Raw genomic sequence first — 14,280 nt, 5'->3', positions numbered from 1 at the left:
TGAACAATTTTCGCGACGTAATCGTTTGCCTGCGCTGCGGCGCAGCCGACGCGGCGGCGTCTGTGATAGACTTCGGGGCTTTTCTGACGTAACCGGGCTGAACGCAATGAAACACACTGTTGAAGTGATGATCCCTGAACAGGCAATCGCCACGCGCATCGCTGAACTGGGCAAAGAGATTACCGATCACTACCGCGACAGCGGCAGCGATATGGTGCTGGTGGGGCTGCTGCGCGGCTCATTCATGTTCATGGCTGACCTGTGTCGCGCCATTGAGGTACCGCATGAAGTCGATTTTATGACCGCCTCCAGTTACGGCAGCGGCATGTCCAGCTCACGTGATGTGAAAATCCTGAAAGATCTGGACGAGGACATTCGCGGCAAGGATGTGCTGATCGTCGAAGATATCATTGACTCCGGCAACACCCTGAGCAAAGTGCGGGAGATCCTGCAGCTGCGTCAGCCAAAATCACTGGCGATCTGCACCCTGCTGGATAAGCCTGAACGCCGCGAAGTCGAGGTTAACGTTGAGTATGTCGGCTTCGCCATTCCCGATGAATTTGTGGTGGGCTTTGGTATCGACTACGCCCAGCACTATCGCCATCTGCCTTACATCGGCAAAGTGGTGCCGCTGGAATCCTGACAGCGCATAACCGCACATTCTTCCAAGGCCTGCACCCTCCGACTGGTGTAGGCTATGTCGCGTTTTGCGCCGCGATCGGTTCAGGCTTCGACCTTCATCTGCAGACTGGCGATGCCGTTGCGGTAGCGCTGTTCCAGGATCTCCCGACTGTCTGCCGTGACATCAAGGTTACGCAGGCAGCCGTCCTGAATGCCGTAAACCCAGCCGTGCAGTGAGACTTTCTGCCCGCGTTTCCAGGCAGATTGCACTACGGTCGAGTGTCCCAGGTTATAGACCTGTTCAATCACGTTGATTTCACACAGTTTGTCCAGGCGCTTATCCGGCGGGAGTTCCCCCAGCAACACGCTATGCTTGTACCAGAGGTCGCGGATGTGCAGCAGCCAGTTGTCGATCAACCCCAGCTCCGGGTTATCCATCGCGGCCTGCACGCCGCCGCAGCCGTAGTGGCCGCACACGATGACGTGTTCAACTTCCAGCACTTCAATAGCGTACTGCACCACGGACAGACAGTTCAGATCGGTGTGGATCACCAGATTGGCGACGTTGCGGTGAACAAAGAGTTCGCCCGGTTCCAGTCCGGTCAGGCGTTCGGCAGGAACACGACTGTCTGAGCAGCCGATCCACAGGAAGCGCGGTTTTTGTGCCTGGGCGAGCCGCTCAAAAAAGCCGGGATCTTCTTCAATCAGTAATTTTGACCATTCGCGGTTGTTACTGATCAGGGTGTTAATGTCTGTCATGGCGTTGAGCGACCGGTTACTGCGCAAGGTGCGCGCGCGTACTATATGCCAGGGCTGACTAAATTTAAACGGCATTACGATGCCACCAAAACAGGGTATGGATGCAGAATGACATATGCACTGGAACTTTCTCAGCTGACCAAGACCTATCCCGGCGGCGTACAGGCGCTGAAGGGCATCGATCTTAACGTTGAAGCGGGTGACTTTTATGCGCTGCTGGGGCCAAACGGTGCCGGTAAATCCACCACCATCGGGATTATCAGTTCGCTGGTCAATAAGTCCGGCGGCAGCGTGCGGGTGTTTGGCTACGACCTGCAAAAAGATGTGGTGAATGCCAAGCGCCAGCTCGGCCTGGTGCCACAGGAGTTTAACTTTAACCCGTTTGAGACGGTGATGCAGATCGTCGTTAACCAGGCGGGTTACTACGGCGTCGGACGGCGTGAGGCCAATCAGCGGGCGGAGAAGTACCTGAAACAGCTCGATCTGTGGGGAAAACGCAGTGAACGGGCACGCATGCTCTCCGGCGGGATGAAACGCCGTCTGATGATTGCCCGCGCGCTGATGCATGAGCCTAAACTGCTGATTCTGGATGAGCCGACGGCGGGGGTCGATATCGAACTGCGGCGCTCAATGTGGGGGTTCCTGAAAGATCTCAATGCCAAAGGCACCACCATCATTCTCACCACCCACTATCTGGAAGAGGCGGAGATGCTGTGCCGCAACATCGGCATCATCCAGAGCGGTGAGCTGGTGGAAAACACCTCGATGAAAGGGCTGCTGTCCAAGCTGAAATCAGAAACCTTTATCCTCGATCTGGCGCCGCGCAGTCCGCTGCCCGCGCTGGAAGGATTCCAGTATCGCCTGACGGATACCTCCACGCTGGAGGTGGAAGTACTGCGTGAGCAGGGGCTGAACAGCGTCTTCAGCCAGCTGAGTGCGCAGGGGGTGCAGGTACTGAGTATGCGAAATAAAGCGAACCGTCTGGAAGAGCTGTTCGTTGGCCTGACGACGCAGGGAAAAACAGGAGCAAAAGCATGACACATTTGTACTGGGTGGCGCTGAAAAGTATCTGGGCCAAAGAGATTAACCGTTTTGCCCGCATCTGGATCCAGACGCTGGTGCCGCCGGTAATCACCATGACGCTCTATTTCATCATCTTCGGTAACCTGATCGGGTCACGCATTGGTGAGATGCACGGCTTCAGCTATATGCAGTTTATCGTGCCGGGATTGATCATGATGGCGGTCATTACCAACGCCTATGCTAACGTCGCATCCTCATTCTTCAGTGCCAAATTCCAGCGCAACATTGAAGAGCTGCTGGTCGCGCCGGTGCCAACCCACATCATTATTGCGGGGTATGTTGGCGGCGGCGTGGCGCGTGGCGTCTGCGTCGGGGTTCTGGTCACGGCCATTTCGCTCTTCTTCGTGCCGTTTCACGTTCACTCCTGGACGATGGTGGCGGTGACGCTGCTGCTGACCGCGATTCTGTTTTCACTGGCCGGTCTGCTGAACGCCGTGTTTGCCCGGACCTTTGACGATATCAGCCTGATCCCGACCTTTGTGCTGACGCCGCTGACCTATCTGGGTGGCGTGTTCTATTCGCTGAGTCTGCTGCCGCCATTCTGGCAGGCCGTTTCGAAGCTGAACCCCATCGTCTATATGATCAGCGGGTTCCGCTATGGCTTCCTGGGCATTAATGACGTGCCGCTGGCCTTTACGCTTTCGGTATTGATCGCGTTTATTCTGGTCTTTTACGGGCTGGTCTATGCGCTGATTCAGCGCGGACGCGGATTACGCACCTGACGAAACCTTTACCGAAGCCACGCAGCGAAACGCGCGTGGCTTTTTTATTGTGGATAAAAAATAGCCGCCTTTTCCGGTTGTCACTGGCCTTAAAAAACGATCCTTTCTTCTGTTCCGCCTCTCTTTTTTCACGCGATTGCGGGAAATAGCCGCCTTTTTCACCCTCCTGATAAAAAATAACCCTAAGCATTATCTGATATTAAAGTGGAACCGGTTTCTATCTTAATGATTCTCCACTGTTAAATTTTTTTTAAGATTAGCCTTAAGCCCCGACTGTTGTTTATTTCAGCGCGAGTGATCAGAATACCGCCGAATAAGGTTATTCCTCTGCTCAGGGACGAAAGGGCGGGAATGGAGTGTCTGTAATAAGAAGAATGGTCGCACATTCAGGGCCAGTTTTTAATCAAAGGCAGGAAAAGATGAATCGTATAACGTGGATCGACAATCTGCGGGGATTGAGTATTCTCGCAATCATTTTTTTGCACAGTACTATCGCTGTCCATAACAATGCCGGTCATTTTACCGCCTTCAGCAGCCTGCTAAATGAGATGCTGGCACCGGTAAGGCTGGGGCTGATGTTTTTTGTGTCGGGCTTATTTGTCGATGCCGGATTAAGAAAAGGCCTGGGTCCTTTTTTTAATAACAAGGTGCGCAGTATTCTCTATCCGTTCGTGGTCTGGGTGGCAGTTTATGGCGGGCTGAAAATTCTGTTCAGCTCAATGGCCAATACGCCGCAATCGCCGATGAATATTATTCTCTCTCACCTGACCGGTGGCGGCGATATGACCTGGTTCCTGCATTCGCTGTTTATCTTCTTTATTGTGATTATCTTTGCCCGCCATCTGCCGTTCCTGCTGGTGTTCGGCATCTGTATGGCGCTGAGCTGGGCACTGCCAGCCATTGACCCGGACGGCGTGTTTGCCAGTTTCGATAACAGCCACATTAATAAATCCCTTTATCTGTTTGTTTTCTTCTATCTGGGCGATTACGTGGTGAGAAAGCAGGTGGATATCGCGGAGAAAGTGCAGCACGGTCCGACCCTGCTCATTTCGGTGGCCAGTTTTGCGCTGCTCTCCTGCCTGAATATTTTTGTGCTGGATCGTCATTCGCAGGCATTACTGTCACCGCTGGCACTGCTGTCGGTTCCGTTCTTTGTCTGGATTGCGCTGAAGCTGAAGTCTGAACTGGTTTATTATATCGGCGTTAATTCTATCGTCTTTTACCTGTCGCATTATCTGGCGATTCAGTTCTTCAGCAAGATTGTGAAATTTGAAAGCCCGTCCGCCTGGGTTAACGATCTGAAGTTTATTTCGGCTTTCCTGGTGGCGCTGGCGTTACCCTGGACGCTCTGTCTGATGAGAAAGCGTGGCTGGTTTAATTTCCTCTTTACGATGAAAAAACCGTCGAAGCCGCTGGCGGCCAAACCGGTTTAACGGAAATAACCGCAAAGAAAAAGGGCCGGTCGTATCACGGGCGGCCCTTTTTTATCAGGCGATCTGTACTGGCAGCGCTTTTGCCAGACGCTTCATCTGGTTGTCACCCTCAAAATAGGCGACCTTAGGCTGCCACTGACGCGCTTCCGCATCTTCAACCTGCACATAGGAGCAGATAATTAAAATATCGCCCTGGCAGGCGCAGCGGGCGGCCGCACCATTCACCGAAATGATCTTTGAGCCACGCTCAGCCGCGATAGCATAGGTGGAAAAACGCTGACCGTTGGTGACGTTATAAATATCGATCGCTTCATATTGCAGAATGCCGGAAGCATCCAGGAAATCCTGATCGATTGCGCAGGAACCTTCGTAATTGAGGTCCGCCTGCGTCACTTTCACGCGGTGTAATTTGCCTTGCAGAACAGTGCGAATCATAGCCAGAAACCTTGTCAGAGAAATAAAGTAATCTGTAGCGGGTGAGCTTACAGCGTCAGGTCAACGGTTTGGTTGTCAATCAGGCGGGCATTGCCCAGCCAGGCGGCCATCAGCACGACAGCGCGCTGGCTGTCCACCGTCAGCGGCTGCAGCGTTTCCGCATCGCAGATCGCCAGGCCATCAGGACGCAATCCCTGCGCGACCAGCGCCTCACTGGCCGCCTCGATAATCTCTTCAACATGGCGCTCGCCGTTTTCCAGCCGCGTCGCCATCTGACGCATCACCTGGCTCAGCACCGGGGCCAGCTGACGCTCATCGGCCGTCAGGTAGCCGTTGCGCGAACTCAGCGCCAGACCATCCGCAGCCCGTACGGTAGGCACGCCGACAATTTCAATGTCGAAGCCCATATCGGCCACCATCTTACGAATGATAGCCAGCTGCTGAAAATCCTTTTCACCGAAACAGGCAATGTCGGGCTGCACCAGATTAAAGAGTTTGCTGACGATAGTGGCCACGCCGCGAAAATGGCCCGGACGGGTCGCGCCCTCCAGCAGAGAGGAGAGCACCGGCACCTCAACAAAGGTCTGATTCTGCGCGCCCTGCGGATAGACTTCAGCCGGCGAGGGGGCAAAGACGACATCCACCTGATGGCGGTTCAGCTTTTCGCAATCCTCCTGCAGCGTGCGCGGATAGCGAGCCAGGTCGTCTGCCCGGTCAAACTGCATCGGATTCACGAAGATCGACACAATCACGATGTCGCCGCGCGCCCGCGCCTCATCCACCAGCGTCAGATGCCCTTCATGCAGGTTGCCCATGGTAGGCACCAGCGCAATACGTTTACCCTGCTGACGCCAGCGACGGACTTCCTGGCGCAGCATCAGCAGCGTTTCAATGATCAACACGGTGACTCTCCCGAATTACTGGAAACTGTGCTCGGCCGCCGGGTAGGTGCCGGCTTCAACTTCAGCGATATAGTGGCGAATCGCCGCGCGAACATCGCCGCTCTCCGCCAGGAAATTTTTGGCAAATTTAGGGATGTGCCCGCCGGTCACGCCCAGGGCGTCATGCATCACCAGAATCTGTCCATCGGTGACGTTACCGGCACCAATGCCGATCACCGGAATAGTGAGGGCGGCGGTGATCCGCTGGGCCAGCGAGACCGGCACGCACTCCAGCACCATCAGCTGTGCGCCCGCGGCTTCCAGCGCCAGCGCGTCGGCCAGCAGCTGCTCGGCTCCCGCTTCATCACGCCCCTGGACTTTATAACCGCCAAAGATATTGACCGACTGCGGCGTCAGCCCCAGGTGACCGCACACCGGCACGGCGCGTTCGGTCAGCATCCGGACGGTTTCAGCCAGCCAGCTGCCGCCTTCCAGTTTGACCATGTTGGCTCCGGCGCGCATCAGCTGCGCAGCGTTGTCAAAGGTCTGTGCCGGCGTGGCATAGCTCATGAAGGGCAGGTCAGCGAGCAGCAGCGCCTGCGGCGCGCCACGGCGCACGGCGGCGGTGTGATAGGCGATGTCGCTGACCGTCACCGGCAGCGTTGAGTCATGCCCCTGAATCGTCATACCTAACGAATCGCCAACCAGCAGCACCTGAATACCTTCATCGGCAAACAGGCGGGCAAAACTGAAATCGTAGGCGGTCAGCGTCGCGAATTTTTTACCGCTGGCTTTCGCCTGACGCAGATGTGAAATCGTGGTGGGTTTCATGGCGCTCTCAACTCAGGAATTCTGATGGGCGCAGTTTACTGGATAGCGTCAGAGAGCGGAATCAGAGAGTTGTGTTTGTCTGCTCAGCGCGGCCACAGGGTGATGCTGCGGCTGTCGAGCGTGGCCAGAATCGTGCTGAGCGCACGGCCATCCGGCAGGCGAACATCCGGCGCAATCGCCAGCAGCGGCACCAGCATAAACGCCCGATTCAGCAGGTCATAGTGCGGCACCGTCAGCCGTTCACTGTTGATCACCGCCTCGCCGAACAGCATCAGATCGATATCCAGCGTACGCGGTCCCCAGCGTTCCGCCTTACGCACCCGGCCATGCTCCTGCTCAATCCGCTGGGTGTGGTCCAGCAGCGCTTCGGCGCTGAGATCGGTCTCCAGCGCCACGGCGGCATTCAGGAAGTCGGGCTGATCAGGCGGGCCATAGGGTGGCGTGCGGTAGAAGGGTGAGGTGACAATGCGCTGCGTCTGCGGCAAAGCATCCAGGGCGCGAAGTGCTGCATCAACCTGATGCAGCGGATCGGCCAGGTTACTGCCTAATGCCAGGTAAACCCGGGTCATGAGGCGTTCTGGTTGTCACGACGCGGCGCGGAAGAACGGCGGCGCGGACGACGCGATTTATGGCGCGGCACCGGATCGTCGCCGAGGTTGTTCAGCATGTTTTTCTGCTGCGGCGGCGCGGCGACCTGGAATTCGCCCCACCACTGGCTCAGACGCAGCAGTTCCGGGTTATTTTCCACTTCCGCCCGCAGCGCCAGCAGATCGTAAGCGGCGCGGAATTTCGGATGCTCCATCAGTTTCCAGGCGCGTTTACCGTGACGGCGCGACATACGTAGCTGCAGCAGCCAGATATCGCGGATCAGCGAGGTGATGCGCTTCGGAATCGCCAGCGCACGGCAGGCTTCATCCAGCGTATCATTCATCGCCATCGCAAAGGCTTCAAAGTAGGTCAGGCCACTTTCCTGCGCAATGCGCTCTGCCGCTTCCAGCTGCGGATACCAGAACATCGCGGCAAACAGAAACGCCGGATTCACGCGCATATCATTCTGAATGCGGTTATCGGTGTTTTTCAGCACCTGCGCCAGCATGCGCTCCATGTGGCTGTCGCTGTTTTCCGTGAAGTTGCGCGCCAGCGTCGGGAACAGCGGCTGGAACAGCTGATATTCACAGAGCTTCAGATAGGTGCTGTAGCCGTAGCCCGCCTGAAGCAGCTTCAGCGACTCTTCAAACAGGCGAGCCGGTGGAATATCACGCAGCAGCGAGGCCAGACGCGGGATCGGCTCTGCCGTTTCCGGCGCAATGCGCATATTAAGCTTCGCAGCAAAGCGCGCCACGCGCAGCATGCGGACCGGGTCTTCGCGGTAACGGGTTTCCGGATCGCCAATCAGGCGGATGATGCCCTGTTCCAGATCGCTGATGCCGCCCACGTAGTCACGCACGGTGAAATCCGCCACGCTGTAGTAGAGGCTGTTGATGGTGAGATCGCGGCGCTGAGCATCATCTTCAATCGAACCGAAAATGTTGTCGCGCAGCAGCATGCCGCTCTGGGCGCGCTGCGAACTGTTGCGATCCTCGGCCATCTCTTCCGCCTGATGATGTCCACGGAAGGTGGCAACTTCGATCACTTCCGGGCCAAACATCACGTGTGCCAGACGGAAACGGCGACCGACCAGACGGCAGTTGCGGAACAGCTTGCGCATCTGCTCAGGTGTGGCGTTGGTCGTCACGTCGAAATCTTTCGGTTTTTGCCCCAGTAGCAAATCGCGCACGCCACCGCCTACCAGATAGGCTTCATAACCGGCTTTATTGAGGCGATAGAGCACTTTGAGGGCATTTTCGCTGATGTCTTTACGTGAGATGGTATGGCTTTCACGAGGAATGATGGTCATAAGACGCTCTGGTTCAACCTCTGCTGGGGCTTCCTCTTCATCACGCTTCAGGACTTTCCGGCAAAAATTAGCTACTCGGGTAAAAATGGGACACCTCGACAGTGGCATAAAAAGGGTGTAGGTAAAATCAGCGGCTAATCATAGCCTGTTGAGAACCGTTTGAGAATGCTGTTGTCTATGCATCCGGTTTCAGGGCGTTCTCCTGCGGCATCAAAGCGATATTCCACTGCGACACCGCATCAGACAGCAGTTTGTCCTGCGTTAAGTCCTGCCAGCCGGGTGAAACAGGCTGTCCGAGAAAGCGCAACGCCGCCACTAACAGCGGCCGGGCGTCGCCATCCGGCAGCGACGGCGCATGATTCTGCTTCGACAGCTTATTACCGTCGTGATTAAGCGCCAGCGGCAGGTGCAGCCAGGCGGGCACCGTCCAGCCGAACTGCTGATAAAGCGCAATCTGCCGCACGGTCGGCTCAATGAGATCGGCGCCGCGCACCACTTCAGTAATCCCCTGAAAGTGATCGTCAACCACCACCGCCAGGTTATAGGCAAACAGCCCGTCGCGCCGGTGAATAATAAAATCTTCCTCTGCCAGCCCCCTGTCCGCCTCAACGTGACCACGCAGCCGATCCTCAAAGGCAAAAACCGGGGCATGCTGACGTAAACGCAGCGCAGCATTCTCCGGCCCGCGATGCCGATCGCGGCAGTAGCCATCATAGAAACCGCCAATCTCCTGAATGCGGCGCCGCGGGCAGGTGCAGAAATAGCTCTGACGATGCTGCTGCAGCCAGGCCAGCGCCTCCCGGTAGGCTTCATGACGCTGCGACTGCCACAGCACCTCACCATCCCACTCCAGTCCATAGAGCGCCAGCTGATGCAGGATACGATCTGCAGCCCCCGGCACTTCGCGTGGCGGGTCGATATCTTCAATCCGCACCCGCCAGAGCCCGTTCTGCGCACGCGCGCTCAGGTAACTGCCCAGCGCAGCAATCAGCGAGCCGAAATGGAGTTCACCAGAGGGGGAGGGGGCGAAGCGACCGATACAGGAGGATGACATAGGTTTCAGAAGTGACCACGCAGCGGACAGGACAACAGGTGTACCGCTGCGTGGCAACAGGCTGGACGCGGCATCAGCCGGCCATTTGTTTCTCACGAATTTCTGCTAAGGTCTTACAGTCGATGCAGAGATCGGCGGTAGGACGCGCTTCGAGACGGCGGATACCGATCTCTACGCCACAGGAATCGCAATAGCCGAAGTCGTCATCTTCAACTTTCTTCAGCGTCTTCTCGATCTTTTTAATCAGTTTACGTTCGCGATCGCGGTTACGCAGCTCCAGGCTGAACTCCTCTTCCTGCGCGGCACGGTCTACCGGGTCCGGGAAGTTAGCAGCTTCATCCTGCATGTGCGATACGGTACGATCGACTTCGTCCCGCAATTGATTACGCCAGGCTTCCAGAATCTTGCGAAAATGGGTCAGCTGCGCGTCGTTCATATACTCTTCGCCCGGTTTCACCTGGTAAGGTTCGACGCCGGCGATAGCGAGAATACTCAGGGACGATGTTTTACGGTTTTGACCTTCTTGCATGTTGCTTCTCCTGGATAACACGCACTATACCCTTCGACTTGCGTCTCGCAGGGGCGTTGCTGCCAGCCTGCATTTGACATCTGCGGGGTACATCGATCCCCCATTGGGGAAAAAAACAGGCCGCTATAAATAACAGAAGCAGTCAGGGTTGGCAATTCTTCGTGAACACACCTTGACAAGCCTGTGAGGAACAGCGTAGTTGGCCCCCGATTCTGAGCATTCTTACCACATAAAATTGCAAAAGATATTACAAGGTTACGTTAACCGGCGTTTTAAGAACTATTCCCGCCGCAGATAAGTCTGCCTGATACGCGAAAACCTCTACACCCTCTCGCTGCGCCTGAGCCAGTTGTTCTGCATACGCCGCATCAATGTGGCGTGCCGGGGAAACGTCCTCAATCCCCGAGTGCAGAACGGCAAACAACAAAACGGCCCGATGACCCTCTGCCGCAACCGTCGCCAGTTCGCGCAGGTGTTTCTGTCCTCGAATCGTCACCGCATCCGGAAAATAACCTTTACCTTCATGTAAAAGGGTTACGGATTTCACCTCAATATAGCAGTTGCGTCGGCCCTCTGCTCTGAGCAGGAAATCAATTCTGCTTTTTTCACTGCCATATCTGACTTCCGCCTGACGCTGGGCATAACCGGTCAGTTCCGCTATCCGGTTCTGGTCCAGCGCTTCGGCTACCAGTTGATTCGCACGCAGCGTATTGACGCAGATCCACTCTCCCGCCTGCGTCTCGGTCAGCTCCCAGCTATGCGGGTATTTCCGCGTCAGGCTGCCGGAGGTGGAGTACCAGACCCGATCGCCTGGGGTGGCGCAGCCGGTCATGGCGCCGGTGTTGGCGCAGTGAATCGTCAGCTGCTCGCCCTCGGGCGTCACGACATCGGCCAGGAAGCGCTTGTAGCGGGCGATCAGGCGGGCGGGCTTAAGAGGAGGAGAGAAGTGCATGGGGATCCTGAGAGCGTAACGGCCAGCTGGCCAGGGTGCGATAACGGGTACGGCCCCGGCTGTACTCCGAGGCAAACAGCGAAAACGCCGGGACATGAAAACGCCAGTGAAAGCCGCGCGGCGGCAGCGCCACGGGCTGTGTCGCCTGGCGTAACAGCGTAATGTGCGGATGAAACGGCTGCGGGCTCTGGTGGCAGCCGTGCCGGGCAGCCTGGGCACGCAGCAGGCTGGCGAGCTGTAACAGACCGCGTGGGGCGCGCTGGCAGCCGAGCCAGACCACGCCGGGGCGGGGCCAGTGACCGGCATCATTCAGCTCGAGATCGAAGACGGGCTGATCAATACGCGATGCCAGCGTCTGCAGGCGCCGGGAGGTCTCCGGCGCGACCTCGCCGAGAAACGCCAGCGTCAGGTGCAGGCTGGCGGCGGCCACCGGCTGGCCCGCCTCTGCAGGGAAGGTGTCGGCCCGCCAGCGCACCAGCTGTTGCTGCATCGCGTCAGGCAGGCTGATGGCAAAAAATAAGCGTTGTGTCGCCATGGCGCTCTCCGGCAAATATCACGGATGGATGCTACAATGCGCGCCATCTTAGCACAGGCAGAAGCGGAGTTTGCTGTGAGCGATTTACCGGTCAGCGCGGTGCTGCCTGACATTCTGGCGGCGCTGAGCCACGCCCCTCAAATCCTGCTGGCCGCACCGACGGGGGCGGGCAAATCGACCTGGCTGCCGCTGCAGCTATTACAGCAGGCGGCGCTGCCGGGGCGAATCATTATGCTGGAACCACGGCGGCTGGCGGCGCGCAACGTAGCGCAACGGCTGGCGGAGCAGCTCGGCGAGCAGCCGGGGGCGACGGTAGGATTCCGCATGCGCGGCGAAAGCTGCGTCGGGCCAGAGACGCGACTGGAAGTGGTGACCGAAGGCATGCTGACGCGCATGCTTCAGCACGACCCGATGCTGGAGGGCGTGTCGCTGGTGATCCTGGATGAGTTTCACGAGCGCAGCCTGCAGGCCGATCTGGCGCTGGCGCTGCTGCTTGATGTGCAGCAGGGGCTGCGCGATGACCTCAGAATCCTGCTGATGTCCGCCACGCTGGACAATGCCCGGCTGGCGGCGCTGCTGCCCGACGCCCCGCTGATCGTCTCTGAAGGACGCAGCTTTCCGGTGGAGCGGCGTTATGCGTCGCTGAACCAGACGGTGCGTTTCGAAGAGGCGGTAGCGCGTGAAGTCGCCCAGCTGCTGCGGGAGGAGAGCGGTTCGCTGCTGCTGTTTCTGCCGGGCGTGGCGGAGATCGAACGGGTGAAGCGTGAACTGGAGGCGCGCATCAGCGACGACGTGGATCTGACGCCGCTCTACGGTGCGCTGCCGCTGGCGGCACAGCGCCGGGCAATTCAGCCCGCCGCGGCCGGACGCCGCAAAGTGGTGCTCGCCACCAATATTGCCGAAACCAGTCTGACCATTGATGGGATCCGGCTGGTGGTCGACAGCGCACTGGAACGCAGCGCCCTGTTCGATGCCCGCAGTGGCGTGACGCGTCTGCAGACCCAGCGCATCAGCCAGGCGTCTATGATCCAGCGTGCGGGCCGCGCCGGGCGTCTGATGCCGGGGATCTGCCTGCATTTACTGCCGCAGGAGCAGGCCGCCCGCGCGGCCGCGCAGAGCGAGCCGGAGATCATGAACAGCGATCTCTCCTCGCTGTGGCTGGATCTGCTGCAGTGGGGCTGCACCCAGCCGCAACAGCTGCAGTGGCTGGATCAGCCACCGGCGAAAAACCTGGCGACGGCCCGGCAGCAGTTAACCCGTCTGGGGGCACTGGATGACCATGGCCTGCTGAATACCCTGGGGCGGCGCATGGCACAGCTGGGCAGCGATCCGCGCCTGGCGGCGATGCTCTGTGCGGCGGGCGACGAGGCGGATGCGGTCGCCAGCGCCGCACTGCTGGTGGCGATTCTGGAAGAGCCACCCCGCAGCGGCAGCGCCGATCTGCGCGATGCACTGCACCGGCCTCAGGCTCAGTGGCAGCGGCGGGCGCAGCAGTGGCAGCAGCGACTGAAGGTGCGAGGCGGACGGGTCGATGAGGATCGTTTCGCTGGCTTGCTGGCGGTGGGGTTTGGCGATCGGCTGGCGCGGCGACGCGACCAGAGCGGCCGCTATCAGCTCGCCAACGGGCTGGGGGCCAGGCTGGATGAGCAGGATGGCCTGACGCGTCATGAATGGCTGATCGCGCCTGCCCTGTTACAGAGCAGCGCCGCGCCGGATGCCCGGATGCTGCTGGCTCTGCCGGTCGACATTGAGGCGCTATGCCAGCAGCGGCCCGCCCTGGTTGAGCGCCGCACCGAGGTTGAGTGGGATGAAGAGAAGGGCACGCTGCGCGCCCTGAAGCGTGAGCAGATTGGCGCACTGATACTCCGGACGCAGCCGATGGCAAAGCCGGAACCGGCGGTGCTGCACGCGGCGATGCTGCGCTGGATTGCGGAAAAGGGGCTGTCCGTGCTCGGCTGGACGCCAGAGGCAGAGCAGCTACGGGTGCGTATCCAGTGTGCGGCGCAGTGGCTGCCGGAAGAGGGCTGGCCTGTCGTCGATGATGCGGCACTGCTTGAACGTCTGCCGGAGTGGCTGCTGCCGCAGATGACCACAGTGCGCGATCTCCGCAGCCTGCAGGCGGTAAACCTGACCTCCGCACTCTTACATTTACTCACATGGTCACAACGTCAGCGGCTGGATAGTGCGCTGCCAACTCATTACACTGTGCCGACCGGAAGCCGGCTGCCGATTCGCTACGATGCGGAGAAGCCGCCCGCGCTGGCGGTACGGATTCAGGAGATGTTTGGTGAAGCGCAGAACCCCACCGTAGCGGAAGGACGCATTCCGCTGGTGCTGGAGCTGTTATCGCCCGCCCAGCGGCCGTTGCAGATCACCCGCGATCTGGCGGCGTTCTGGCGCGGTGCCTGGCCGGAGGTCAGGAAAGAGATGAAGGGACGTTATCCGAAACACCTCTGGCCCGACGATCCGGCTACCGCCTTGCCAACAAGGCGAACCAAAAAAATGTCCCCGCAGGGTTGAGTCCACTGGATCGAATTCAGAGGGTTCT

Annotated in this window: 15 protein-coding genes; 5 read left to right on the top strand and 10 right to left on the bottom strand. The window is 58.5% G+C overall.

Features of this window, described 5'->3' with window-relative positions:
* The first annotated feature begins 106 nt into the window (after positions 1-106).
* Positions 107-643 (top strand): hypoxanthine phosphoribosyltransferase, encoded by a 537-nt coding sequence (gene hpt, locus OJ965_RS17490; protein ID WP_009092060.1) that lies wholly within the window; start codon positions 107-109, stop codon positions 641-643.
* Positions 644-723: 80 nt separating this feature from the next.
* Here hpt and can read toward each other — a convergent pair whose 3' ends face one another.
* Positions 724-1,380 (bottom strand): carbonate dehydratase, encoded by a 657-nt coding sequence (gene can / locus OJ965_RS17485; protein ID WP_033736612.1) that lies wholly within the window; start codon positions 1,378-1,380, stop codon positions 724-726.
* Between the two features lie 108 nt (positions 1,381-1,488).
* Between can and OJ965_RS17480 the strand changes: the two genes are divergently transcribed.
* The 3 genes from OJ965_RS17480 to OJ965_RS17470 all read left to right on the top strand — a co-directional run bounded on the left by OJ965_RS17480 (position 1,489) and on the right by OJ965_RS17470 (position 4,618).
* On the top strand, positions 1,489-2,418 hold the full coding sequence (locus OJ965_RS17480; protein ID WP_009092057.1) for an ABC transporter ATP-binding protein: 930 nt from the start codon (positions 1,489-1,491) through the stop codon (positions 2,416-2,418).
* Positions 2,415-3,185, top strand: a complete 771-nt coding sequence (locus tag OJ965_RS17475; protein WP_009092055.1) for an ABC transporter permease — start codon at positions 2,415-2,417, stop codon at positions 3,183-3,185. Before OJ965_RS17480 ends, OJ965_RS17475 begins: the two co-directional genes overlap by 4 nt.
* Before the next feature lie 419 nt (positions 3,186-3,604).
* Complete coding sequence (locus tag OJ965_RS17470; RefSeq protein ID WP_009092052.1) at positions 3,605-4,618, top strand: acyltransferase family protein; 1,014 nt, start codon at positions 3,605-3,607, stop codon at positions 4,616-4,618.
* Between the two features lie 54 nt (positions 4,619-4,672).
* Here the strand turns inward: OJ965_RS17470 and panD are convergent, their stop codons facing one another.
* From panD to thpR, 9 genes are all read right to left on the bottom strand, one after another.
* The gene (gene panD, locus OJ965_RS17465; RefSeq protein ID WP_009092050.1) at positions 4,673-5,053 is read right to left on the bottom strand and encodes an aspartate 1-decarboxylase; all 381 of its coding nucleotides are present in this window, start codon (positions 5,051-5,053) and stop codon (positions 4,673-4,675) included.
* Between the two features lie 47 nt (positions 5,054-5,100).
* The gene (panC, locus tag OJ965_RS17460; RefSeq protein ID WP_046101244.1) at positions 5,101-5,955 is read right to left on the bottom strand and encodes a pantoate--beta-alanine ligase; all 855 of its coding nucleotides are present in this window, start codon (positions 5,953-5,955) and stop codon (positions 5,101-5,103) included.
* Positions 5,956-5,970: 15 nt separating this feature from the next.
* Positions 5,971-6,765: a 3-methyl-2-oxobutanoate hydroxymethyltransferase gene (gene panB, locus OJ965_RS17455; RefSeq protein ID WP_009092046.1), complete on the bottom strand. Its 795-nt coding sequence runs from the start codon at positions 6,763-6,765 to the stop codon at positions 5,971-5,973.
* 83 nt (positions 6,766-6,848) lie between these two features.
* Positions 6,849-7,334, bottom strand: a complete 486-nt coding sequence (gene folK / locus OJ965_RS17450) for a 2-amino-4-hydroxy-6-hydroxymethyldihydropteridine diphosphokinase (RefSeq protein ID WP_265137202.1) — start codon at positions 7,332-7,334, stop codon at positions 6,849-6,851.
* Positions 7,331-8,749 (bottom strand): polynucleotide adenylyltransferase PcnB, encoded by a 1,419-nt coding sequence (pcnB, locus tag OJ965_RS17445; protein WP_208971008.1) that lies wholly within the window; start codon positions 8,747-8,749, stop codon positions 7,331-7,333. The genes folK and pcnB overlap by 4 nt, the downstream gene beginning before the upstream one ends.
* Before the next feature lie 88 nt (positions 8,750-8,837).
* Positions 8,838-9,716: a tRNA glutamyl-Q(34) synthetase GluQRS gene (gene gluQRS / locus OJ965_RS17440; protein ID WP_265137201.1), complete on the bottom strand. Its 879-nt coding sequence runs from the start codon at positions 9,714-9,716 to the stop codon at positions 8,838-8,840.
* Between the two features lie 73 nt (positions 9,717-9,789).
* On the bottom strand, positions 9,790-10,245 hold the full coding sequence (gene dksA / locus OJ965_RS17435; protein WP_008925615.1) for an RNA polymerase-binding protein DksA: 456 nt from the start codon (positions 10,243-10,245) through the stop codon (positions 9,790-9,792).
* Between the two features lie 247 nt (positions 10,246-10,492).
* Positions 10,493-11,197 carry a DNA/RNA nuclease SfsA gene (gene sfsA, locus OJ965_RS17430; RefSeq protein WP_058957914.1) on the bottom strand — a complete coding sequence of 235 codons (705 nt, stop codon included), beginning with the start codon at positions 11,195-11,197 and terminating at the stop codon, positions 10,493-10,495.
* Positions 11,175-11,732 carry an RNA 2',3'-cyclic phosphodiesterase gene (gene thpR / locus OJ965_RS17425; protein ID WP_265137200.1) on the bottom strand — a complete coding sequence of 186 codons (558 nt, stop codon included), beginning with the start codon at positions 11,730-11,732 and terminating at the stop codon, positions 11,175-11,177. Before thpR ends, sfsA begins: the two co-directional genes overlap by 23 nt.
* A gap of 36 nt (positions 11,733-11,768) precedes the next feature.
* Here thpR and hrpB point away from each other — a divergent pair, with 36 nt between their 5' ends.
* On the top strand, positions 11,769-14,252 hold the full coding sequence (hrpB, locus tag OJ965_RS17420; RefSeq protein WP_265137199.1) for an ATP-dependent helicase HrpB: 2,484 nt from the start codon (positions 11,769-11,771) through the stop codon (positions 14,250-14,252).
* Positions 14,253-14,280 lie beyond the last annotated feature (28 nt).

Source organism: Pantoea anthophila (assembly GCF_026104315.1).
GTDB lineage: Bacteria > Pseudomonadota > Gammaproteobacteria > Enterobacterales > Enterobacteriaceae > Pantoea > Pantoea anthophila.
Note: the sequence above shows the minus strand (reverse complement) of the source record. Positions and strands in the feature narration are given on the sequence as shown.

Excerpts from the sequence above, each read along its gene's own strand:
- hpt (WP_009092060.1), top strand. The coding sequence starts at position 107 with ATGAAACACACTGTTGAAGTGATGATCCCTGAACAGGCAATCGCCACG.
- can (WP_033736612.1), bottom strand. The coding sequence starts at position 1,380 with ATGACAGACATTAACACCCTGATCAGTAACAACCGCGAATGGTCAAAA.
- OJ965_RS17480 (WP_009092057.1), top strand. The coding sequence starts at position 1,489 with ATGACATATGCACTGGAACTTTCTCAGCTGACCAAGACCTATCCCGGC.
- OJ965_RS17475 (WP_009092055.1), top strand. The coding sequence starts at position 2,415 with ATGACACATTTGTACTGGGTGGCGCTGAAAAGTATCTGGGCCAAAGAG.
- OJ965_RS17470 (WP_009092052.1), top strand. The coding sequence starts at position 3,605 with ATGAATCGTATAACGTGGATCGACAATCTGCGGGGATTGAGTATTCTC.
- panD (WP_009092050.1), bottom strand. The coding sequence starts at position 5,053 with ATGATTCGCACTGTTCTGCAAGGCAAATTACACCGCGTGAAAGTGACG.
- panB (WP_009092046.1), bottom strand. The coding sequence starts at position 6,765 with ATGAAACCCACCACGATTTCACATCTGCGTCAGGCGAAAGCCAGCGGT.
- folK (WP_265137202.1), bottom strand. The coding sequence starts at position 7,334 with ATGACCCGGGTTTACCTGGCATTAGGCAGTAACCTGGCCGATCCGCTG.
- gluQRS (WP_265137201.1), bottom strand. The coding sequence starts at position 9,716 with ATGTCATCCTCCTGTATCGGTCGCTTCGCCCCCTCCCCCTCTGGTGAA.
- dksA (WP_008925615.1), bottom strand. The coding sequence starts at position 10,245 with ATGCAAGAAGGTCAAAACCGTAAAACATCGTCCCTGAGTATTCTCGCT.
- sfsA (WP_058957914.1), bottom strand. The coding sequence starts at position 11,197 with ATGCACTTCTCTCCTCCTCTTAAGCCCGCCCGCCTGATCGCCCGCTAC.
- thpR (WP_265137200.1), bottom strand. The coding sequence starts at position 11,732 with ATGGCGACACAACGCTTATTTTTTGCCATCAGCCTGCCTGACGCGATG.
- hrpB (WP_265137199.1), top strand. The coding sequence starts at position 11,769 with ATGCGCGCCATCTTAGCACAGGCAGAAGCGGAGTTTGCTGTGAGCGAT.